Source organism: Oleiphilus sp. HI0067 (genome assembly GCF_001635735.1).
In genome coordinates this window covers 1-1183 of sequence record NZ_LWFI01000470.1, presented here as the reverse complement: position 1 = coordinate 1183, position 1183 = coordinate 1, and the positions used below count along the sequence as shown (strand labels likewise).

The following is a 1183-nucleotide window of genomic DNA, read 5'->3' as shown; positions in this document are numbered from 1 at the left end:
CTCGAGAACTCTCCCTTAGTAATACTTCAATTGCTCCGTATTTTTTTAAGGCCTTCTTTAGTTTGGCTAGCTGCGCGCGCTCTTGTTGCAGCAATTTACTCGCGGCGAGATACGACTCTAGCGCTAGGGTTTGATAACCAGATTGTGCTTGTACATTTGGAAGAGCAAGTAAAGACTCGGCAACACCTGGTTCAGCAAGATTATGTTGCAGATTAGCTTGCCAGACTTGAACGGCTGCACGGTAATCTTTCAACTCTACCTTCGCTAAACCTGATAGATAAAGACCTTGTGTCGCATAAGCAGAACCGATATCCATTTCATCAAAAAATCGCACCGCCATATCTGGTTTATCGTGCTTGAGATAAAGCGCCCCTGCGCCAAGATTGATTCTATTCGTGAGCTCATTTGCGCTTTCGCCATTGTTTGTCATGTCTCTGGCTACACGCAGAGAAACTAACGCACGTTTCGGGTTTCGGCTATTAAAGGCATAATCAGTCGCTAAGTTGTAATAAGCCACTGCGGATAATTCACCCTCTAAGGCAATACTAAGCGACTGAGCAGCAAAATTATTCTTCCCTAACTCGATGAAGCATTGTCCTCGCAAGTAAGCCCGAAGAGATTGTAATGAAGGACTTAGTTTCGGTGCTTTACCTTTTAAATACCTTACCGCAGTGCGGCAGTCATCTTGGTTATAAAGCATGTTGGCTATACGAAGACGATCCACGTCAGGTGTATCTGACGTTTTCAAATGTTGCTTTAATTGATCGATCGTAAAGGAAGGTGTTAGCCCCAACTGTGTTTGAGCAACTGCGGTCATAACGGGATAGGACTTGTATTCGTCCTTAGAAATAGACGACAAGGTGCTAGCGTAATCACCTCTCTCAAAGTGAAATTGAACCATCCGCTTTTGTAGATCGTCAGGAAGAGCAAACCCAAAGGTAGAGAAACCCATGAGGAGGCATCCGACAGCAAACTTAAAAATGGCAGTCATATCTTACAAATTACCACTGCTTCACTTTGAACACTGGCTCACCAATACCGGGTCGTTCCGACACGATAAGTTCGATATATCTCGCGTTTTTTGTCTTATCGAACTTCAATGATTTTTTACGCTTGAAATATCCCCCACTTCTTCCTTGTCCCTTGAAGCTAGCGGTAAGCTTATGCTGACCTGGGGCAACAC

Annotated in this window: 1 protein-coding gene and 1 pseudogene; both read right to left on the bottom strand. The window is 44.3% G+C overall.

The window, feature by feature from the left end; genetic code table 11:
• A partial coding sequence (locus A3739_RS05720) for a hypothetical protein (protein ID WP_197472088.1) occupies positions 1–952 on the bottom strand: 952 nt, incomplete at its 3' end.
• A 49-nt stretch (positions 953–1001) separates the two neighbouring features.
• A pseudogene (locus A3739_RS30720) lies at positions 1002–1183 on the bottom strand (hypothetical protein); the annotation flags it as partial.